We start from the raw sequence: 20,671 nt of genomic DNA, 5'->3' as shown, positions 1-20,671 counted from the left end.
AGGATTTGACATGGCAGCACCTTTGGCAGAAAGATTACGTCCGCAAACGCTGGACGATTACATCGGACAAAAGCATTTGGTCGGTTCGGATGCCGTTTTACGTAAGATGATAGATTCGGGTCGTATTTCTTCATTTATTTTATGGGGACCGCCGGGTGTCGGCAAAACAACTTTGGCGCAAATCATTGCCCACAGGCTCGAAACGCCGTTTTACACGCTGAGTGCGGTAACAAGTGGTGTGAAGGATGTCCGCGAGGTGATAGAAAAGGCGCGGAACAATCGTTTCTTTACCCAGGCCAGTCCGATTCTTTTCATTGACGAAATCCATCGTTTCAGCAAATCCCAGCAGGACTCTCTCTTGGGGGCTGTGGAGCAGGGAACAGTCACGCTGATCGGAGCCACGACGGAAAATCCGTCTTTCGAGGTCATACGCCCGCTTTTGTCCCGTTGCCAGTTGTATGTCTTGAAAAGTCTGACGAAAGATGACCTGCTGGAATTGCTGCACAAGGCTGTGGAAAGAGATATCATACTGAAAACGAAACATATCGAATTTCGCGAAACGGATGCCATGCTCCGGTATAGCGGAGGAGACGCCCGCAAGCTGCTGAATATTCTTGAACTGGTGGTAGAGGCTGACGGAACGGACCAAGTGGTTATCACGGACGCCGTCGTAGCCGGAAGACTTCAGCAAAACCCGTTGGCATACGATAAGGGTGGAGAATTGCACTATGACATCATATCGGCTTTCATCAAAAGTATTCGGGGAAGCGACCCGGACGCCGCTTTGTACTGGTTGGCACGAATGATAGAAGGTGGGGAAGACCCCTCGTTTATTGCGCGGCGACTGGTCATTTCCGCCAGTGAAGACATAGGTTTGGCCAATCCGAATGCACTACTTTTGGCCAATGCCGCTTTTGAAGCTGTCATGAAGATAGGATGGCCGGAAGGGCGTATCCCTTTGGCCGAGGCTACGGTTTATCTGGCAACCAGTCCGAAAAGCAACTCGGCTTATAAGGGTATCAATGATGCCTTGCAGCTCGTACGGCAAACCGGGAATTTGCCTGTACCGTTGCACTTGCGCAATGCGCCTACCCAACTTATGGAAGAATTGGGGTACGGCAAGGACTATAAGTATGCACATGACTATCAGGGGCATTTCGTGGAACAGCAATTTTTACCCGACGACATTCGTAACAAAAGAATCTGGCATGCCCAAGAGAATGCGGCGGAAGCTAAATTGCAGGAACGGATGCTGCATTTATGGAAAGACCGCTATAAATAATTTTTGCCTTGTCTCCTCTCCACGGAGTTTATGAAAACACCTTTCATCTTTCAGAGTAAAAGGCAATCTGTTGACGTATAGTGTGTTACGGAATGAAGGATAAAAGAGTCATCTTTCAGTTTCCTTTCATGACCGTGAACAGTGGAAAGTTTGGCTTACGTTATTGAATCGTTCGGCAGAGAAAAAAAGTGTTTCTTCAGCCGAACGATTTTCCTATCTCAGGAGATTGAAATGACAGGCGGCTGAAGGATGACTGAAACATCTTTCAGGTTTCAATATTTTCATTATGAATATGATAGGCTCTATCCTGAAGGATGAAGGATGTTTTTGCAAATTCTATTGCGCTAATCTGTGTTTTTTGTGAGGTCGTTCCATGGAATTTTGCTAACTTTGTCTTTTCATATCTACATTGTTAAATAGAAAACGCTACAAATACAGATGAAAAGCGATATAGAAATTGCCCGCGAGTGCCGATTGAAGCCGATTGAAGACATTGCCCGCCAAGTACAGATTCCTGTGGATGAATTGGAACATTATGGAAAATATATTTCCAAAGTGCCGGAATCACTGATTGACGAGAAAAAAGTCGAAAACAGTAATTTGATTTTGGTTACGGCCATTACTCCCACGAAGGCCGGTATAGGCAAGACTACCGTTTCGGTAGGTTTGGCTTTGGGACTAAGCTACATTGGGAAAAAGAACATCGTGGCTTTGAGAGAACCCTCTCTCGGCCCGTGTTTCGGTTTGAAAGGTGGTGCGGCTGGAGGCGGTTATGCCCAGATATTGCCGATGGACAAAATCAACTTGCATTTTACGGGGGATTTTCATGCCGTTACTTCGGCTCATAATATGATTGCCGCTTTATTGGACAACTACATCTATCAGCATCGGGATGAAGGTTTTGCCATGAAAGAAATTTTGTGGAAACGCGTGTTGGACATTAACGACCGAAACTTGCGTTATGTCGTAACCGGACTGGGAGCCAAGACGAATGGGGTCACGATGGAAAGCGGTTTCGACATTACTCCGGCATCTGAAATCATGGCGATTCTTTGCTTGTCGAAAGATGAACATGACCTGCGCCGCAGAATCGAGAACATATTGTTGGGCACTACAATCGAGGGAAAACCGTTCCGCGTAAAAGACATGGGAGTGGCCGGGGCAATATGCGTACTTTTAAAAGACGCCTTACATCCCAATTTGGTGCAAACCACGGAAAACACACCGGCTATCGTGCACGGAGGACCTTTTGCCAATATCGCACACGGATGCAACTCCATATTGGCCACCAAACTGGCTATGACGTACGCGGATTATGTGGTGACGGAGGCCGGTTTCGGGGCAGATTTGGGGGCGGAAAAGTTCTTCAATATCAAATGCCGGGAGTCCGGTTTGAATCCCAAACTCACCATACTTGTCGCTACGACCCAAGGTTTGAAAATGCACGGTGGGGTAGCGTTGGAAGATATTAAGAAGCCTCATTCGGAAGGGTTGAAGAAGGGTTTTGAGAATCTGGACAAGCATATCAGGAACATGCAGGCCTTCGGGCAGACGGTAGTGGTTTGTTTCAATCGTTATGCAACGGATGTGGATTCGGAAATAGAGTTGTGCCGCGAGCATTGTGAGAATATGGGAGTAGGCTTTGCCGTGAACAATGCTTTCTCGGAAGGCGGAAAGGGAGCAGTTGAGCTGGCCGAACTTGTGGTGGACACTATCGCCAACCGCCCATCCCGTCCGGTCGTGTTCTCCTATACAGACCGTGATAATATCGAGACGAAAGCGGAAAAAGTAGTTCGTCAAGTGTATGGAGCCGACGGTGTCGTTTTCTCAACCGCAGCCCGTAAAATGTTGGAAAGGGTACGTCAGTTGGGTATAGAGGATTATCCCGTCTGTATAGCCAAAACGCAATATTCATTTTCGGCAGATGCCCATGCATACGGAGTGCCTCACGGATTCAAAGTGCAAATTCGGGATATAGTAGTCAATTGCGGAGCCGAAATGATCGTACTGATAGCCGGAGATATATTGAGAATGCCCGGATTGCCGAAATCTCCCCAAGCGGAACGGATTGATTTAATCGACGGAAGAATAGAAGGGCTTTCTTGACACATTTGGGCGAACATCACGGGACCTGATCTATAGGGTATATGAGAAAGCCGACGTTTTGTATAACAGGAAGAAAGAATCTTTCGGCTATATGCGTGTCTGTCATATTAGGATTATGTATAGGAGTCGGATATCATTGGTATGCTTCTTCACGTCCGGACATCACAAGAGTCGGAAAAGTAGATTCCCTGAATACTAAAGCTCGTTTGGTGCGCTACGTCCATCCGGACAGTGCGTTACTGTTTGCCCGGAAAGCAGCCCGTATGGCCCGGAATTATGCGGACGGACGAAGCGAGGCCTTAAATCATCAAATGTTCATTTGCTTCTTGCGAATGGACTTTGATGAGTGTATGGATTTGTACAATCGGATTCAGCAGTCCACCAGTAACCAGATAGAATTGCTGGTGAGCGAAGTGAATATGATGATGATATGCCAACGTGCCGCACAAAACCGTTTGTTCTTCGATTATTATAACCGCGCACTTGAAAGGATTCAACGTATCAGAGAAGAATATGATGAAGTGAAAGGCCGTAATAAAGAACGGTTGGACTACGCCATGACGGAATTCAGTTTGACCACGGCTACCAACTATATCAATCTGATGCAAGAGCAAGAGGCTGAAAAGGAACTTTCGGTAATTGATACGGATGGATATATACGTCAAAATAAAGCTTTACTTATTTACTATTATTACCTGAACGGTTTGATTTGCCAAAATCGTTTGGACCTGGGGAAAGAGCGTGTAGTAGATGCATTCGATTATTTCTATCTGGCCTACTCTTTCGCTGAGCGTCTCGGTAACATTTACTTTTCCTCCATGTTGGAACAAGTCTTTTCGGAGATGTTTGCCCAACCGAAAAACTATGATATCATCAAGACCTACCGTAAAGTTGAATTGGATTATTTGTACAACTCATTAGTTACGGAGAAACTTAATGAGGCCGGATTCCCTGTATCCCTGCGTCTGTCTACGGCATTAGCCCAAAAGGCTTTGTCCAATGCCGAACAATGCGGAAATCTGTTGCTTAAGATTAACGGATTCCGAGTGTTGGGAAATACTATGTTTGCCAAAGGGGAATATTATAGGGCTTTGAATTGCTTCGAGACGGCTTTGTCTTATTTGAATCTTCATCATCAAATTTATTATCCGGAAGACAAAGAACGATTGCTGACGTCTTTTGAAAGCCGGAAAGACTCGGCAGTAGACATGTTATGGTCGAAAGACAGTGAATTCCAAACCGTTCCGGGCTATCTGACCTACATCCGGGAACGTTTAAGTGCGACGTACAGTGCGCTGAATGACAAACAGAAATCAGATTACAACCGAAATCTGTATCTGGACTTGATGGATTTTACCCGTCAAGACAAATCTCTCGAAAGCCGTGTAGATATGGTGGCGCAAGACAACAAGATATTAAACACACTTCTGGGAGCTATTATTTTACTGACTCTTGTTTGTGGCTTTTTCCTCTTTTTATATGCACGCAAATGGAAACTGCGGGATGCCAAACAATATTCTTTATTGAAAGATATGTCCGAATGGTTTATGGAGGTAGCTTTCACCAAATCGGAAGAAGGACTGGAAGAAGTGCTCAATGCCTATCCTTGGATAAAAAAGGAAAAACGAATCCTTCATGAAATCCTCCGCCCTTATATCAAATGGACGGAAAAGAACCGCATCCTGTCCGACCGAATGGATGAGGAAAGGATGCAGCTTCGTGAAGAATATCTGCAAAGCGAAAGGCAAATAGCCCGCGACAAGAAGAAAAACATATCCAAACGGGCGAAAGTTTCTTTAGTACATTCCATCATGCCTTTTATCGACCGTATTTTGTATGTGGTACGCCGGATGGAAAGCAAAAATGAATATGACCGAGGTACTTTGACCTATATAGGTGAACTTGCAGACGAAATCAATTGCTACAATGATGTACTCGCCGAATGGATTCGTATGAACCGGGGCGAGTTGGAACTGACAATAGAAAGTTTTCCGCTACAAGACTTATTCAAGTTTCTGGATAAGGGCCAGTATAATTTCAAACGCAAAGGTATTGACTTTTTAGTGGAACCGACGGACGCATGGGTAAAAGCAGACCGTGCCCTAACCTTTTTCATGCTCAACACTCTGACAGACAATGCACGTAAATTCACGCCTTCGGGAGGGCAAGTCACGGTATGTGCAACAGAATTGGCGGATGCTGTGGAAATTAAGGTCTCAGATACGGGATGTGGACTTACGGAGTCTGAGATAGCATTGATTTTATCTTCAAAAATCTATGATGCTCAACAGATAGGTGTCAATTCTTCGACCGTACGCCATGAAAAAGGAAGCGGCTTTGGCTTGTTGAATTGCAAAGGTATTATCGAAAAGTACAAGAAGTCGGGAGAGTTCTTTAAAGTATGCTGTTTCCATATCGAAAGTGAAGAAAATAAAGGAAGCTGTTTTTCTTTTCGCTTACCTAAGGGAATAAGACGAAAGGGCATGATGGTACTGACGTTTATTTTCTATTTACTCACTTGCGGTCAGTATACGTATGCTATCCGGCCTAATATCGGTAATGCTCCAACTCATGAAGAGGCAGACATGAATTATGGAGAACTTAAATGGGCCGTGTTTTATGCCGATTCGGTCTATTTTGCCAATGTTCACGGTGATTATGACCGCAGTATGCAATATGCCGATTCCACCTTTAAATATATCAACCGTTATTATGAAGATTTCTTACCGGAAGAATGCGTAAGCCGCCAACTGACTGCTACGGGAAACGGCATGGAGGAACTGGAATGGTTATCTTTAGGAGTGAAGGCAGACTACTTCCTGATCATGGGATGTCGAAATGAAATGGCCATTGCGGCATTGGCGTTACATGATTGGGAGAAGTATGAGTTCAATAACAGACAGTTCACACATTTATATAAGCTATTGACCAAAGACGATTCTTTGGAGGAATTCTACGCCCGACAACGAAACACACAAATAAACTTATCGGTCAGTCTGGCCTTATTGGTCTTTATGCTCTTTATTTTTTCCGTCCTGATATACATTGTTTATTTTCGTCGGCGAATTCTGTTTCGTTTCAGCGTGATGCAGGTCCTTGAAACCAATCATGCCATGCTGAATGTCATCGAAATGTATGCACGTCCCGGACGTACGGACGAATTGATGTCTCAACTCTTATCAGTCGTGTTGTCCAGGCTTAAGGAATTGCATGAAATAAATAGCGTCCGGCTGTTGCTATATCGGGGAAAAGGAGAGAAAATAGGAACGTTTTTACAAGGAAAGGAAGACTATGGAGTATTGGCAGATTCTCTACTCAGTCAGGCTTATGAAACGGAAAATGCTGTTTTTGATGAAATGTCCAACACTCAGATTTATCCTTTGCTTCTTCGCCTGAACGAGAACGAACGTCTCTGTATCGGTTCTGTAGCTGTCAACTATGGGACTTACCGGATGCAAAAAGAAGATTTCATTTTTGAGAACTATATCGTAAACTATCTGGCCATTTTATTGTATGAAGCTGTCATACAGCGGGGGCAAGACCTGGAAAATGTGGAAAGTGCGGAGAACGAGAAACAACGTTCTTTGTACGAAAGAACACGTATCAAAGTACAGAATCAGATTTTGGATAACTGCCTTTCTACCATCAAACACGAATCGATGTATTATCCCAGTCGTATGAAACAAATCATACGGAAACTGGAAGAACAAGAGGAACATCATGATTTGAAAACATCCATCCACTCATTAAGGGAGCTTGCCGAATACTACAAGGAAATATACACTCTGCTGTGCGCGCAGGCAGACCGGCAGATTGACACCGGATACTTTAAATGCGAGAAACTCTCTCCGCACATCATCGGAGAAGAGTGGATGAAAACAATAGAAGTTTGGAGAAAGAAAAAGGCTTATGCCCTTCGCCTGTCTTTTGTCGACGAGTTGCAACAAAATAGTTTTATGAATGTAGATGCTACATTGGTGCGCTTCATGTTGGAGACCTTGACGAAAGAATGGGCAGCTCGGTTAGCAGAACGTGAAAAAGATGGTTGCTTGACGCTTCGTGCATCGGAAGACGGTGGTTTTATCCGTTTTACGTTGCAGGCCTCCGTTCGGATTTATGAACCGGAAGAAGCTGTAATATTATTCCAACCGGACGTCAAGCATTATCCCTATCTGTTGTGCAAGGAAATTGTTCGAGAACATGATAAACTAAATAATTTTTGCGGTTGCCGTATCAATATCGAGACTGATGTGCATTCTTCCGGATGCAGTATATGGTTTACTGTACCTAAATATAGATGAAATGGGAATGGATTCTTTTAAAATCATTATTGTCGAAGACGTTAAACTGGAGTTAAAAGGAACTGAAGAAATCATCCGCACGGAACTCCCGGAAGCCGAAATCATCGGAACAGCAATGAATGAAGGCGAGTTTTGGTGTCTGATTAAGAAAGAAGTTCCGGATTTGCTGTTATTAGACTTGGGACTGGGCGGCTCCACGACCATCGGAGTGGACATTTGCAGACAAGTCCGGTTGACCTATCCGGAATTACGTATCCTGATTTTTACGGGAGAAATACTGAACGAACGCTTGTGGGCCGATGTATTGAAAGCCGGAGCAAACGGCATTATCCTGAAAACAGGTGAACTGCTTACGCGTAACGATGTGCGCCAAGTGATGGATGGCCGTAATTTTGTTTTCAACGAGCCTATTCTGGAAAAGATCGTAAGCCGCTTTATGAAATCTGTGGAATCGGAACGTTTACATAAAGATGCACTCATCCATTATGAAATCGATGAATATGACGAACGTTTCCTTCGCCATCTGGCATTGGGTTATACGAAAGAAATGATAACCAACTTGCGCGGAATGCCTTTCGGCGTAAAGAGTTTGGAGAAAAGACAAAATGACTTGATTTCACGCTTATTCGACACCAACGAAAAGGGCGGAATCAATGCCACCCGCCTGGTTGTGAAAGCATTACAATTACATATTATAGACTTAGAACATTTGGAACCGGATGAGGAATAGATTCATGATATACCGGAAAGGGCATAGTGTGGCTTCCGCACTGTTGTTCGTTTTGTTGATTGCACATCTGCTTTTGCCTTTATTGGCATGGTTGGGAAGTGCGGCGGGATTTCCTTTGGGTAATCTGTTTTCCAGCGAGGGAATACGATGGTATTATCTTCATATTCAAGATTGTTACCGTTCTCCGTTCATGACCGTAGTCTTTCCCGTCGTTTTGGTACTTGGAGCGATAGAGCGTTCCGGCTTGTCTGAAATTATAGAGGATTCTGTCAGTAAAGGTGTGCTATCTCTGACTTATCGACAACGTAAGGCTTGCCTTATGGCTGGTACATTCCTGTTATTGTACCTAGCGGGAATGCTACTTTTGTTATTCGGACCATATGCCATATTGCTCAGTGTGACAGGACATCTTTATCCATCTCCTTTCGTGTCCGGCATCTTGCAAACTATGTCTTTGGGTTTTGTCCTGACCTCGTTATTATACGCTGTCCTGAGCTTTCATTTACGAGGCTGGCAGGAATGCTTGTCTGTACTGTATTGGGGAATCCAACGTTATGATGTATGGATTCTCATCTCCATGTTGGCCGTGCAACTCTACAATGCCTTATGCTATGTATGGAACGGAGCCTAAAGAGGATGGGCGGAAAGTTTTCAAGGCTTAAAGGGGCGTCATCCTTAGGCTTTCTGGCGAAAATATCTATTTTGATGTAAGTATTAGAAAAAAACATGATAAAAGATTTTTTGAAAAGGATAGAGGAAGAACTCAACGAAGAACAGCGCCGGGCCGTCTGTTACGACAAAGGCCCTTCGTTGGTGATAGCCGGAGCAGGGTCGGGCAAGACACGGGTATTAACCTATAAAATAGCCTATTTACTGGAGCGAGGATGGAAACCATGGAACATTCTGGCACTGACTTTCACCAATAAGGCTGCGCGGGAAATGAAAGAGCGTATTGCTCGGTTGGTAGGCCATGAGCTTGCATCCGGATTATGGATGGGAACGTTTCACTCCGTCTTTTCCCGTATCTTGCGGAAGGAAGCCGATAAAATCGGGTTTTCTTCCCATTTTACCATCTACGACCAGGCCGACTCACGAAATCTGATAAAGACCGTTATCCGTGAAATGGGGCTTGACGACAAAACCTATAAACCGGCAAGCATAGCAGCCCATATTTCCAACGCCAAAAACCGCTTGATACTGCCGGAAGCCTATCTGTCCGACAATGCTGTACGAATGGCGGATCAGGCGGCCAAGATACCGATGACGGGAGAAATCTATCTTCGCTACATGTCCCGTCTTCAGCAAGCCGACGTGATGGACTTCGACGATTTATTGCTCTATACTTATATATTGCTTAAAGAACATCCCGAGGTCTGCGAGCGATATGCGGACAAATTCGATTTCGTTTTGGTGGATGAGTATCAGGACACGAATTATGCCCAACACTGTATCATATGGGAATTGACCCACAAGCAACAACAGGTGTGCGTAGTGGGAGACGATGCACAAAGCATTTATAGCTTTCGTGGAGCAAATATTGATAATATCCTTAATTTCACGCAGAAATATAACAATGCGAAGTTGTTTAAACTGGAACAGAACTACCGTTCTACAAAGACAATCGTTTCGGCTGCCAACAGTTTGATAAGCCATAACGACCGACAGATACCGAAGGATGTTTTCAGCGACAAGGAGAAAGGTTCGCCCCTTCATGTGTATTCCGCTTATAGCGATATCGAAGAAGCCGAAATCGTGGTAAACCAAATCGCAGCGTTGCGGAGAAAAGAAAAAATGGAATATGATGATTTTGCCATTCTTTACCGTACCAACGCACAGAGCCGCACTTTTGAAGAGGCTTTGCGCAAACGGGGTATGCCTTATCGGATTTACGGAGGACTTTCGTTCTACCAACGAAAGGAGATAAAAGATGTGATAGCCTATTGCCGTTTGACCGTAAATCCCCACGACGAAGAGGCTTTCAAACGGGTCGTCAATTATCCGGCACGAGGGATTGGCCAGACCACGGTGGATAAGATTGTATCCGCAGCTTCCACAGACGGAGTCAGTTTGTGGGAAGTGGTGTCTCGTCCCGAAGAGCATTCCTTGCCCGTAAACAAGGGTACGATGGGTAAATTGAAGTCGTTCACGGATATTATCTCCGGTTTCATCGAGAAAACAGAGCTGATGGATGCCGCCTTTCTCACACAGGAAATCATCCGTGAAAGCGGTATAATGAGAGAGATTTTTCAAGATATGAGTCCGGAAGGAATGAGTCGTCAGGAGAATGTGCAGGAACTGTTGAATGGCGTACAGGAATTCGTCTCCAGACGTTTGGAGGAAGGGCAAAGTACCGGACTCAGCGATTTCCTGCAAGAAGTATCGTTATTGAGCGATTTGGACGAAGACGAAAGTGACGAACAACACAAAGTGACATTGATGACGATTCACTCAGCCAAAGGGTTGGAGTTTCCGGTGGTATTTATCGTTGGAATGGAAGAAAATCTATTCCCAAGTCCGATGGTGGGAAACAGCCAACGCGCATTGGAAGAAGAACGTCGTCTTTTTTATGTGGCTATTACCCGTGCAGAACGTTATTGTTATCTAAGTTTTGCCCGCAGCCGCTATCGTTTCGGTAAAACGGAATTCAGTAACCCGAGTCGTTTTCTACAAGACATAGACCCACGATATGTGGAAATGGATGCTCAAGATGGTTTTTCGTTCGGACAGACAAGGCGAAGGAATTTTGCGAGTGAGCGAGTGCAGACCGAGCTCCGCTCGAGTCTGTCGAGCGTGAGCAAATTATGCAAATATGAAGACGAAGATGATTACGGTACATCTTATCGGGAACGTCATCACCGCGCTTACGGAGAAGGTGTCGGGACAAGTTCTCCGATAGTAGCAAAAATTTCCGGTTTGAAACCTTTGGGAAGCGTAAACCGACAAGTTCCTATACGAGATGCAAAGCACGACGACACAGGGCATCCCGTTGTTCCGTCGCCACCGTCATCAACCGGAGATAACAGTGAGCTACGGGCAGGCATGCGGATTGAGCATGAACGTTTTGGTATGGGAGTGGTGAAAGCTGTCGAAGGCAGCGGAGAGAACACCAAAGCCACCGTGGAGTTTCAAAATACGGGCACCAAGCAACTGCTGTTGCGGTTTGCCCGCTTTAAAATCATGTCGGCAGAATAAAGCGATAAAAAATAGTATTTGGATTTTCATTGCCGGAGAGTATTATAAGCGACAAATCGGAATTTAACGGGAAGAAAAAATGGAGAAGAAATTATCTGAAATGAGTTTAGAAGAATTATGGAAGCTATTTCCCATCTATTTGACAGAGCATCAGCCCTATTGGAAAGAATGGTACACTGATGAAGAGAGCTTTTTGAAAAACAGAGTTCCTAAAATAGAGAGAATAAGCCATATGGGAAGTACAGCTATTAATTCTATTTATGCAAAACCAATTATTGATATTCTCGTAGAGATTTCAAAAGATTATTGCTTATTTGACTATAAAGAAGTGATTGTAAAAAGCGGTTATACTTGTATGTCTGAAACTTCTGATAGACTTTCTTTTAACAAGGGATATACAGAAGAAGGGTTTGCCGAGAGGGTGTTTCACCTACACCTAAGATATATTGGGGATAATGATGAGTTATATTTTAGAGATTATCTTATTGAGCATGCCAATATTGCTATCGAGTACGAGAGAATGAAATTGAAATTATGGAAGAAATATGAATTTAATAGAGATGATTATACAAATTCTAAAACAGATTTCATTCAAAAGTACACCGAGAAAGCAAAGTTGGAATATGGAGATAGATATTAATCAAAGCCATAATCAATAAAAAAATAGCCGGAGGAAATGAGTTCTCCGGCTATTTTTATAAAGTCATTTCACGTCCGTATAACCATCGGCACAAAGCAGTTCCACTATACGCTGCTTCCATTCCCCCTGAATGATGATTTCACCGTCTTTCACGGCACCGCCTACGCCGCACTTCGTCTTCAGCATCCGCCCCAGTTCTTTCAAGGCGGCCTCTGCACCGACGAAGCCTTTCACCACGGTGACCACTTTTCCACCGCGATTCTTGCGTTCGATACCCACTCTCAGTTTCTGTCGGTTTTTGGGAGGCGTGTCAGCCTCCTTTTCCTCGCCGCTATCGAATGCGAAATCAGGGTTGGTGGAATACACCATCCCCAATCTCGATTTCCAGTCGTTGTCCTTTGCCGGCATGGCTTAATCCTCCATCAGTTTCCGGTAACGGATGCGTTTCGGTTCTTCCAGTCCGAGACGTTTCATCTTGTTGCTTTCGTACTCCGAGTAGCTGCCCTCGAAGAATAATACATTGCCATCGCCTTCGAAAGCAAGAATGTGCGTACAGATACGGTCGAGGAACCAACGGTCATGGCTGATAACCACAGCACAACCGGCAAATTCCTCCAGACCTTCTTCCAAAGCCCGGAGCGTGTTCACGTCGATGTCGTTCGTCGGTTCGTCGAGCAGCAACACGTTACCCTCTTCTTTCAGGGCCATGGCCAAATGCAAACGGTTGCGCTCACCTCCGGAGAGTACGCCGCATTTCTTTTCTTGGTCGGCTCCGGAGAAATTGAACCGGCTCAGGTATGCACGGACATTGATGTCGCGGTTTCCCATACGCATCAATTCGTTACCGCCGCTCATGACTTCATACACGCTCTTTTCCGGAGAAATGTCCTTATGCGTCTGGTCTACGTAGGCTAATTTGACGGTTTCACCGACTTCGAACGTACCGCCGTCTGCATGTTCCAACCCCATAATCAAACGGAAAAGCGTGGTCTTACCCGCGCCGTTGGGACCGATGACGCCCACGATACCGTTGGGCGGAAGCATGAAATTCAGGTCATTGAACAATATCTTATCGCCAAAAGCCTTCTGCACGTGTTGCGCTTCGATAACCTTGTTACCCAAACGCGGACCGTTCGGAATGAAGATTTCCAACTTTTCCTCTTTCTCCTTCTGATCCTCGTTAAGCAATTTGTCGTATGAATTCAGACGGGCTTTACCCTTGGCCTGCCGTGCCTTCGGTGCCATACGCACCCATTCCAATTCGCGTTCCAAAGTCTTCCGCCGCTTGCTGGCTGTCTTCTCCTCCTGTTCCATGCGTTTGGTCTTCTGTTCCAACCAAGAAGAATAATTACCTTTCCAGGGAATGCCCTCGCCGCGGTCAAGTTCCAGAATCCATCCGGCCACGTCGTCCAAGAAATAACGGTCGTGCGTCACGGCAATTACCGTGCCTTCGTATTGGTTTAAATGCTGCTCCAGCCAGTCGATGCTTTCGGCATCCAAATGGTTGGTCGGCTCGTCGAGCAACAACACGTCCGGTTTCTGCAACAAGAGGCGGCAAAGTGCCACGCGTCGGCGTTCTCCTCCCGAAAGGTTTTCCACCGACTGGTCGGCCGGTGGACAGCGCAAAGCATCCATGGCACGTTCCAATTTGCTGTCCAGATTCCAGGCATCCGTAGCGTCGATGATGTCCTGTAATTCCCCCTGACGGGCAAACAAGGCATTCATCTTATCTTCATCCTCGTAATATTCCGGAAGACCGAATTTCTGGTTGATTTCTTCATATTCCGTCAGGGCGTCCACGATAGGCTGCACACCCTCCATGACCACTTCCTTCACGGTTTTGGACGGATCCAACTGCGGTTCCTGAGGCAGATATCCCACGCTGTACCCCGGCGAGAATACCACTTCGCCTTGGAAATCCTTGTCCAGTCCTGCGATAATTTTCATCAAGGTGGATTTTCCGGAACCGTTCAAACCGATAATGCCGATTTTAGCCCCATAGAAGAAACTCAGGTAGATGTTCTTCAACACTTGTTTGTTGGTCTGGCGGATGGTCTTACTCACGCCGACCATGGAAAAAATGATTTTCTTGTCGTCTACTGTTGCCATAAGTTGTTTTTTGTTTTTATGGAGTTAAATGAATAATCCGATGGAAAGAAATGCCCCGAACAGGAAGATGTTGCGTGCCGTTTCGCCTAATACGCCGTTCAGTTCCCGGCCTCGCTTGAGTCCCGTCATGCGTCTCCAAGTGAGGGCATGCGGTATGAGATAACACACCGGAAGGAGGGCGGCCACAGGTTTTCCCGAGAGCCACATCGTCTGGCAAAGCCCCACAGCCGCAATGCCGAGCCAAAGATAAAGATTTTCTGCGGCTTTTTCGCCTATTCGTACGACTAAAGTGATTTTTCCACCGGCTTTGTCGTTGTCACGGTCACGATAGTTGTTCACTACGAGCAGGCAGTCTATCACCAGACCGCAGGCCAAAGACAACGTCCATACCTCGGGAACTACCGTACCGCTCTGCAGATAGTACGTGGCACCCACCGGAACGAGACCGAAAAACACCAGTACGAGCAGGTCGCCCAACCCGAGACGAGCCATGCAGGTGGTATAAAGGAAACAGAACACCACACAGCATACCCCGACGAGCACCATCGTCCATCCGCCGTACCACACCAACGGCAAGCCGGTGAGGCAGGAGAGGAGCGTGGTACAAACGATTCCCCGGCGCATGGCAGGCAATGTAATCCAACCTTCGGCACAGGCGCGTTTCGGACCGAGACGCTTCTCGTCGTCCAACCCTTTCCGGAAATCGTAATAATCATTGATGAAATTGGCGTCGATTTGCATGAGGAATGCAAAAAGGAAGCACAATAAGGCCGGAACCGGACGGAAGAATCCGTCAGCCCAAGCTGCCGAAATCCCGATCATGACCGGTACGGCCGCTCCCGTCAAGGTCTTGGGGCGTGCGGCCAGAATCCATGCATGCGGTGAGTTCGTGGAGATATGAGACATATTTGCTATGGGTAAGAATCGCTATAATTTTATACGTAAATAGGTACGGTCGTCAAAAGACTCGTTTCCGGCGGCCACTCCTTTGGTGGACGGGTGTTCTCCGATGCGTAACGGGTCTTCGGCCAAAGAGCATGCCAATAACCGTTCGGTTTCCTCCAACGTATCGGCCAACACCGGATAGCCGTCCGATGCCAAAATCAATTCTTGGGTGTCCGACGGGAGAGGCAAGACGCGAATCTGGGACAGGTCAACCGGGAAGCCGTCGAGGACAGCGTATCCAAAAGGCCCGGCATCATCGGCATTCTGGAAAGCACACTGGTCTTTCAAGTGCGTCCAAATCCACTCACGCCCTACATCGCGAGTGCACAAGTCTGCGATGGAATGGCCTTTTCGGAGCAAATGCCGGAGCACATCGGCGCGTATTCCTGCGAGGATGCTGTCCGTAGGTTTAGGATTCGTATAAGTCATCCCGTTGAAACGGCACAAACAATCTCCTATCATCCAAACTTCATGCCTGTGAACGGAGTAAACCACCGCACTGGCCGTCATACGGCTCTCCGCATGGCGTGCGGCCTCTTCGTATAACCCGTGCACTTCATAATAATGACGGATGGCAGAAGTGAGGCAAGCTGCCGCCGTGGCTGCATCGGCATCTTTTGGAAGACAGGGTATGGATGCACGAAGCACTTCCATGGCCATTCTTCCGGAACTTTTTCCGTCCATACGGAGTGTCCCTTTACTGGTAGAACCGTCGATAACCGCAAAAAAGTCACGACTTTCCGCTATTCCGTCTTCGCATAGCCCTGTTCCGTCCGTCTCCTGCTTCTCTTCGGGGATTTTGAAGAAATCGCTCCCGCTCGGCTGACTTCGAGCAAGCTCGGTCTGCGCTCGCTTGCTCGCGATTTTCCCCTTTTGAAAACGTTCGACGACTGTGACCGGACCGGTCTTCGGGGCGGTGTCGTCTGCCTTCCAAGTCATAATGTGCATTACCTTTTTTATTCCATTCCATCGGACGTGTACGGTCGAAAAGCTTGTCTGCCAAGTCCGTTCTTCCGATACGCCGCAGTTCCGCTTTTATTTTTTGCTGTTCTTCCGGCTTATACCAGAAGAAGAACATCCGTTGTGCCAGTTTTTCACGAGGCGATTTCGCGCTATACACCGGTTCGAGTGTATAAGGATGATAACCTGTGGCCCAAGCCTCGGTGCTCACGGTCATGGGCGTAGGCGTAAAGTCTTGCACCTGTTCCAGTTGGAAATCCATCCTTTTCGTCAGTACAGCTAACTCCGCCATGTCTTCTTCCGTACATCCCGGATGGCTGCTGATAAAGTAAGGGATGATTTGTTGGCGGAGGCCGGACTCCCGGTTAATACGATCGAAAATGTCCTTAAACTCCCCGAATTGCCGGAAAGAGGGTTTACGCATCAGCTCAAGCACACGATCCGACGTGTGCTCCGGAGCAACCTTCAGCCGGCCGCTTACGTGGCGCGTAATCAGTTCACGGGTGTATTCGGCATTCACTTGGTTGATACGCGCGTCCTTTGCATCATGCAAAAGCAAGTCGTAACGCACCCCGCTGCCGATATAGCTCCGCTTGATGCCCGGCAAAGCGTCTACGGCATGGTAAATGTCCAGCAAAGCCGTGTGGTCGGTATTCAGGTTAGGGCATATTTCCGGATGAATGCACGACGGACGCTTGCACCTCTCGCACGCCTTCAGGTTTTTCCCCTTCATGCCGTACATGTTGGCCGAAGGGCCGCCCAAGTCGGAAAGATTACCCTTGAAATCGGGCATTTCCGTGATTTGCCTGACTTCTTTGAGAATACTTTCCTTGCTGCGGTTGACGATGAACTTGCCCTGATGGGCGGAAATGGTGCAGAACGCACATCCTCCGAAACATCCCCGATGCAGGTTTACCGAAAACTTGATCATCTCGTACGCCGGGATGCGCTTCCCCTTGTATTTGGGATGGGGCAGACGGGTGTAGGGCAAGTCGAACGAATGGTCGATTTCATCCTGCGTCATCGGCGGATAGGGCGGATTGACCACCACGTACCGTCCGCCGATGGGCTGGATGATACGCTGCGCGTGGTATTTGTTACTTTCTTCCTCAATATGCCGGAAATTTTCGGCCTGCGCCTTCATGTCTTTCAGACAGGTCTCATGGGCGTGCAGGATGAGGTCGTCGGCAACAATTCCGCCGGGAATATCCTCCTTATTATATATAGATACCGTTTGGGGAACGCAATGCCCATGCGTAATCACGTCGCGGAAGGCCTTCAGGCCGACGCGGGCCGTGCCATCCTCCGCATAATCCAGATGGGCATTTCCGTCCTCTATGGCCATCTGTAGGTGGTTTGAAATCTCCACCACCGCCTTTTCTCCCATGCCATATATAATCATGTCGGCTCCGCTGTCGCATAAGATGGACGGGCGGAACCGCTCCTGCCAGTAATCATAATGCGTCAGACGGCGCAGAGAGGCTTCTATTCCCCCCAGTATGACCGGCACGTCGGGATAAAGTCGTTTCAGGATTTGGCTGTACACTATCGTGGGATATTCCGGACGAAGGTCGTGCCGCCCGTCCGGCGAATATGCGTCCTCGCTCCGCAGGCGGCGGTTGGCCGTGTATTTGTTCACCATCGAATCCATGCAACCAGGAGCCACACCGAACCACAGCCGCGGTCGTCCCAGTTTCTTGAAATCGCGGAAATCACCGTGCCAGTCCGGTTGGGGAACAATCGCCACCCGGTAGCCTTCGGCTTCCAAAACGCGCCCGATGACAGCCGCACCGAACGAAGGATGATCCACGTAGGCATCTCCGGAGAACAGGATAACGTCCACATAATCCCATCCCCGCAACTCCATTTCTTTTTTGGTCGTGGGGAGCCAGTCAGTCAAACGGAAATCTTTCATCAAGGTCTCCTTTTCCTTTATTCTGCCAATACGTTTGCCTGTTCTATCTCCTGATGCGTTTCCTGCCAGTTTACGTATAATTTGACTAACTGGTTCAATCCGAATGCCTTCATGTTGTCATGGAAAAGCACGCCTTGGCACAAATCGACAAGGTCTGCCTTGTCCGGTTCCGCCTCTATCAGGGCACGAACGTTCAGGCGCAGTTTCTCCAACACCATCTCGTCAATGATGCCGCTACTGTCCACCAACTGTTGGAAAAGCCCGTATTTTTCAATCGTTTTGAGATTCTCATCAGTGACAAACATCTGACGCGAACCTTTGGCATTGGTCTGTATCTCGTACATATTCTTGTTTTTTAGACATTACGCTACAAAGATAGTGAAAGGCGAGTGCAGAGACAAACGAAAAACAAAGTTTTTCAAGTTTGGCTATGCCGAGCCGTATCTTATTTTCGTGGAGACAAAGATACGAAAAGGTGGCATTTTAAGGATTCAAAACCGGCTGAATTTTTGTGCGCCAAATGATTTTTCATTCTCAGGCGATTGATTTTTCGTTTGGCTTAGATTGATTTTCGCATCTCCTTAGGGTGATTTTCAGGCAAGAAGCGGTCGCTCTCTTAGGAAGAGATAAACTGTTCGGCAAAAGTATAAAAAATATTTCATCCAACGTGCTGTTTTTAAAATATTTTTCTCATTCCGGATAAATTTGTCCTGCTGCATGTGACAATGTTTCCGTAATCCAAAATCTTTAAAAACAGCTTTTATGCGAACACTTGAATGCCATAACTCATTTATTAACTGCGTTATTCATCCACAGGTTTATCTCTTCCTAAGAGAGCGACCGGAAAAATGAATTCAAATGCGTTGCGGGAAAAGTCCCGACTTTTTTATAAATCAAGTGTAACTGATTGGTTTCTAATAGATTTTAAGGACAATCAGGACTAGATGCTTTATCCTTTATTCTATGGAGGCTTCTTTACCGTTCCCGGATGACGAAGCGGAATGTTGGTTCGTGTTAAGGGATCTGAAACGTTCCAACGCCAGACATCCCGCTTACCGCCAACTTGCGGAAATGGGGCTGCGCGTATTCACCCCGATGCACGAGGTGGTCACGTTGGTTCGTGGGCAACGCGTACGTAAGGACGTTCCCTTTCTTCGCGACCTGTTGTTTGTCCGAGAACGTTATTCCGAACTCCGTTCCGTAGTAGAAAGGGACCCCACATTACAGTTCCGCTATGTACGTGGCGGATACTGTACCCCGATGACTGTGCGCACGGCCGAGATGGAATGTTTCATCCGTGCAGTGGAGTCTACTTTCCGTCCCCGTTACTATCTTCCGGGAGAGATAAGCCCTTCGATGATAGGACGCCAAGTCCTCATTGTGGGCGGCCCTCTCAACGGATATGAAGGGCATCTCCTGTCTATTCGCGGCAGCCGTGTGAAACGCCTGTTCATCGACCTTCCCGGACTGTTATCGGCAGGAGTGGAAGTAAGTCCCGAATACATCCGATTGTTGTAATTCGCGTAAAAAATCCAGATTCATAAAATGGAAAACCGGTGTTCTTCTTCTCAGCCCTCCGGAGTCCGTCTGTTGGCATTACTGCAAGGACAATGGAAGGAAATCCTTCGCCGCGAAGAAAGCAATGCTTTCTTGATGCATCTTTATGGTACGGGCACGCATTGGGTGGCATTCGAACGTTCGGCCTGCCAGTTGTCCCGCCTTTGTACCGAGGCAAAAATAGTCCCGATGCGGCTTTCCGGCTTCCCCTTTCCGGTAGTGATGGCCACGTTCAGCCAAGCACAATCGGAACATTTTATCCATGATTTACCGAAAGTGGAGGAGGGGAACGACCGACTTTCATTCAAAATGCCGGTATTGACGAATAGAGAATACGGCATTTGGCATGACCGGCGGACTGAATATCTTTCAAAATATGACGTTAACAAAAACTAAAGCCAAGGCGAAAATGCTTCTTTTTACCTATTTTTGTAATGAAGCAATAAAGGAGTGATAGTCATGGAAAGGCAAGGAAGACTTTACCCGATAGGGATACAGACGTTTGAGAAAATTCGGGTGGGAAATTATATGTATATAGACAAGACGGAATACGTCTACCGTATGGTGCATTCTGCCTCAAATTACATATTCCTGAGTCGTCCCCGTCGATTCGGAAAGTCGCTGCTGACAAGTACTTTGGAAGCCTATTTTGAAGGGCGTAAAGAGTTGTTTAAGGACTTGGCTGTGGAGCGGTTGGAGACGGAATGGACGGAATATCCCGTTTTGCGTTTTGACATGAGTACGGCGAAGCACGTGGACAAGGAACGTTTGGAAAGCGAGTTGAACTTGAAACTGATAGAATATGAAAACGTATATGGCCGTGGCGAAGGTGAGGAAAATGTGAACCAACGCTTTCAAGGCATCATCCGCCGCGCCTACGAACAGACGGGTCGTCAAGTGGTGGTGCTCATCGACGAATACGATGCGCCCTTGC

General features: G+C 46.9%; 16 protein-coding genes. 10 read left to right on the top strand and 6 right to left on the bottom strand.

The window, feature by feature from the left end:
* Window positions 1–10 precede the first annotated feature (10 nt).
* The 7 genes from HMPREF9441_RS11790 (at window position 11) to HMPREF9441_RS11760 (ending at window position 12,251) form a co-directional block, all read left to right on the top strand.
* Complete coding sequence (locus HMPREF9441_RS11790) at window positions 11–1,282, top strand: replication-associated recombination protein A (RefSeq protein ID WP_008621454.1); 1,272 nt, start codon at window positions 11–13, stop codon at window positions 1,280–1,282.
* Window positions 1,283–1,720: 438 nt separating this feature from the next.
* On the top strand, window positions 1,721–3,388 hold the full coding sequence (locus HMPREF9441_RS11785; protein ID WP_008621452.1) for a formate--tetrahydrofolate ligase: 1,668 nt from the start codon (window positions 1,721–1,723) through the stop codon (window positions 3,386–3,388).
* A gap of 41 nt (window positions 3,389–3,429) precedes the next feature.
* On the top strand, window positions 3,430–7,689 hold the full coding sequence (locus tag HMPREF9441_RS11780; RefSeq protein ID WP_244949751.1) for a DUF5112 domain-containing protein: 4,260 nt from the start codon (window positions 3,430–3,432) through the stop codon (window positions 7,687–7,689).
* A 1-nt stretch (window position 7,690) separates the two neighbouring features.
* Window positions 7,691–8,419 carry a DUF5932 domain-containing protein gene (locus HMPREF9441_RS11775; RefSeq protein ID WP_008621450.1) on the top strand — a complete coding sequence of 243 codons (729 nt, stop codon included), beginning with the start codon at window positions 7,691–7,693 and terminating at the stop codon, window positions 8,417–8,419.
* On the top strand, window positions 8,409–9,050 hold the full coding sequence (locus HMPREF9441_RS11770; protein WP_008621449.1) for an AbgT family transporter: 642 nt from the start codon (window positions 8,409–8,411) through the stop codon (window positions 9,048–9,050). Before HMPREF9441_RS11775 ends, HMPREF9441_RS11770 begins: the two co-directional genes overlap by 11 nt.
* A 95-nt stretch (window positions 9,051–9,145) precedes the next feature.
* Window positions 9,146–11,611, top strand: coding sequence for an ATP-dependent helicase (locus HMPREF9441_RS11765; RefSeq protein WP_008621448.1), 2,466 nt, complete (start codon window positions 9,146–9,148; stop codon window positions 11,609–11,611).
* Between the two features lie 79 nt (window positions 11,612–11,690).
* Window positions 11,691–12,251, top strand: coding sequence for a GrpB family protein (locus HMPREF9441_RS11760; RefSeq protein WP_008621447.1), 561 nt, complete (start codon window positions 11,691–11,693; stop codon window positions 12,249–12,251).
* Window positions 12,252–12,314: 63 nt separating this feature from the next.
* Here the strand turns inward: HMPREF9441_RS11760 and HMPREF9441_RS11755 are convergent, their stop codons facing one another.
* The 6 genes from HMPREF9441_RS11755 to HMPREF9441_RS11730 are packed head-to-tail and all read right to left on the bottom strand — an operon-like array spanning window position 12,315 to window position 18,524.
* Window positions 12,315–12,659, bottom strand: a complete 345-nt coding sequence (locus HMPREF9441_RS11755; protein ID WP_008621445.1) for a translation initiation factor — start codon at window positions 12,657–12,659, stop codon at window positions 12,315–12,317.
* 3 nt (window positions 12,660–12,662) lie between these two features.
* On the bottom strand, window positions 12,663–14,360 hold the full coding sequence (ettA, locus tag HMPREF9441_RS11750; protein WP_008621443.1) for an energy-dependent translational throttle protein EttA: 1,698 nt from the start codon (window positions 14,358–14,360) through the stop codon (window positions 12,663–12,665).
* Between the two features lie 24 nt (window positions 14,361–14,384).
* A complete protein-coding gene (gene menA, locus HMPREF9441_RS11745; RefSeq protein ID WP_087943206.1) occupies window positions 14,385–15,266 on the bottom strand; it encodes a 1,4-dihydroxy-2-naphthoate octaprenyltransferase in 882 nt (293 codons plus the stop codon).
* Window positions 15,267–15,287: 21 nt separating this feature from the next.
* Window positions 15,288–15,989, bottom strand: coding sequence for a hypothetical protein (locus HMPREF9441_RS11740; RefSeq protein ID WP_008621434.1), 702 nt, complete (start codon window positions 15,987–15,989; stop codon window positions 15,288–15,290).
* Window positions 15,990–16,035: 46 nt separating this feature from the next.
* Window positions 16,036–18,180, bottom strand: coding sequence for a YgiQ family radical SAM protein (locus HMPREF9441_RS11735; RefSeq protein WP_008621425.1), 2,145 nt, complete (start codon window positions 18,178–18,180; stop codon window positions 16,036–16,038).
* A 17-nt stretch (window positions 18,181–18,197) separates the two neighbouring features.
* Window positions 18,198–18,524 (bottom strand): hypothetical protein, encoded by a 327-nt coding sequence (locus HMPREF9441_RS11730; protein WP_008621424.1) that lies wholly within the window; start codon window positions 18,522–18,524, stop codon window positions 18,198–18,200.
* Between the two features lie 619 nt (window positions 18,525–19,143).
* Between HMPREF9441_RS11730 and HMPREF9441_RS11725 the strand changes: the two genes are divergently transcribed.
* From HMPREF9441_RS11725 to HMPREF9441_RS11715, 3 genes are all read left to right on the top strand, one after another.
* On the top strand, window positions 19,144–19,698 hold the full coding sequence (locus HMPREF9441_RS11725; RefSeq protein ID WP_008621414.1) for a UpxY family transcription antiterminator: 555 nt from the start codon (window positions 19,144–19,146) through the stop codon (window positions 19,696–19,698).
* Between the two features lie 27 nt (window positions 19,699–19,725).
* Window positions 19,726–20,133: a hypothetical protein gene (locus HMPREF9441_RS11720; protein ID WP_008621412.1), complete on the top strand. Its 408-nt coding sequence runs from the start codon at window positions 19,726–19,728 to the stop codon at window positions 20,131–20,133.
* 63 nt (window positions 20,134–20,196) lie between these two features.
* The coding region (locus HMPREF9441_RS11715; RefSeq protein ID WP_008621408.1) for an AAA family ATPase at window positions 20,197–20,671 on the top strand (475 nt) is incomplete at its 3' end.

Origin of the sequence: Paraprevotella clara YIT 11840, from assembly GCF_000233955.1 — a bacterium.
GTDB classification, from domain to species: domain Bacteria; phylum Bacteroidota; class Bacteroidia; order Bacteroidales; family Bacteroidaceae; genus Paraprevotella; species Paraprevotella clara.
This window is presented reverse-complemented; position numbering and strand designations above follow the sequence as displayed.

What these genes read in the sequence shown, in the direction of transcription:
- HMPREF9441_RS11790 (WP_008621454.1), top strand. Translation starts at nt 11, where the DNA reads ATGGCAGCACCTTTGGCAGAAAGATTACGTCCGCAAACGCTGGACGAT.
- HMPREF9441_RS11785 (WP_008621452.1), top strand. Translation starts at nt 1,721, where the DNA reads ATGAAAAGCGATATAGAAATTGCCCGCGAGTGCCGATTGAAGCCGATT.
- HMPREF9441_RS11780 (WP_244949751.1), top strand. Translation starts at nt 3,430, where the DNA reads ATGAGAAAGCCGACGTTTTGTATAACAGGAAGAAAGAATCTTTCGGCT.
- HMPREF9441_RS11775 (WP_008621450.1), top strand. Translation starts at nt 7,691, where the DNA reads ATGGGAATGGATTCTTTTAAAATCATTATTGTCGAAGACGTTAAACTG.
- HMPREF9441_RS11770 (WP_008621449.1), top strand. Translation starts at nt 8,409, where the DNA reads ATGAGGAATAGATTCATGATATACCGGAAAGGGCATAGTGTGGCTTCC.
- HMPREF9441_RS11765 (WP_008621448.1), top strand. Translation starts at nt 9,146, where the DNA reads ATGATAAAAGATTTTTTGAAAAGGATAGAGGAAGAACTCAACGAAGAA.
- HMPREF9441_RS11760 (WP_008621447.1), top strand. Translation starts at nt 11,691, where the DNA reads ATGGAGAAGAAATTATCTGAAATGAGTTTAGAAGAATTATGGAAGCTA.
- HMPREF9441_RS11755 (WP_008621445.1), bottom strand. Translation starts at nt 12,659, where the DNA reads ATGCCGGCAAAGGACAACGACTGGAAATCGAGATTGGGGATGGTGTAT.
- ettA (WP_008621443.1), bottom strand. Translation starts at nt 14,360, where the DNA reads ATGGCAACAGTAGACGACAAGAAAATCATTTTTTCCATGGTCGGCGTG.
- menA (WP_087943206.1), bottom strand. Translation starts at nt 15,266, where the DNA reads ATGTCTCATATCTCCACGAACTCACCGCATGCATGGATTCTGGCCGCA.
- HMPREF9441_RS11740 (WP_008621434.1), bottom strand. Translation starts at nt 15,989, where the DNA reads ATGGACGGAAAAAGTTCCGGAAGAATGGCCATGGAAGTGCTTCGTGCA.
- HMPREF9441_RS11735 (WP_008621425.1), bottom strand. Translation starts at nt 18,180, where the DNA reads ATGAAAGATTTCCGTTTGACTGACTGGCTCCCCACGACCAAAAAAGAA.
- HMPREF9441_RS11730 (WP_008621424.1), bottom strand. Translation starts at nt 18,524, where the DNA reads ATGTACGAGATACAGACCAATGCCAAAGGTTCGCGTCAGATGTTTGTC.
- HMPREF9441_RS11725 (WP_008621414.1), top strand. Translation starts at nt 19,144, where the DNA reads ATGGAGGCTTCTTTACCGTTCCCGGATGACGAAGCGGAATGTTGGTTC.
- HMPREF9441_RS11720 (WP_008621412.1), top strand. Translation starts at nt 19,726, where the DNA reads ATGGAAAACCGGTGTTCTTCTTCTCAGCCCTCCGGAGTCCGTCTGTTG.